The organism is Moritella sp. F3 (assembly GCF_015082335.1).
In the GTDB taxonomy this organism is placed as follows: Bacteria; Pseudomonadota; Gammaproteobacteria; order Enterobacterales; family Moritellaceae; genus Moritella.
The window spans coordinates 1-274 of the sequence record NZ_BLRL01000051.1; the positions used below are offsets into that span (position 1 = coordinate 1).

The following is a 274-nucleotide window of genomic DNA, read 5'->3' on the forward strand; positions in this document are numbered from 1 at the left end:
CTGTAGTAAGCAAGATCATATTTGAAGGCTTCTTCTTTCAATCTTTGTAGAGAAGATTTAACACGAACAGTCTGACCATTGATTTCTACGTCTTGATCGACGAACAGAGCCGCTTCATTCACCTGAATATGTGACGCCAATAGTGACGTTGTCACATCTAGTGCGATAAATCCGTCATCGTCAGACTTCGGTTCGCCTGTTTCTAGCAAACCCATATCCGATGCGCGAAGCATACGCCCATTTTGTGGGTGCGATTCGTCACTGATCACAAGGT

The 274-nt window shown here is 44.5% G+C and carries 1 protein-coding gene; it reads right to left on the reverse strand.

Features of this window, described 5'->3' with window-relative positions; all coding sequences use genetic code 11:
* The coding region (locus tag JFU56_RS22445) for a hypothetical protein (protein WP_198439437.1) at positions 1–274 on the reverse strand (274 nt) is incomplete at both ends.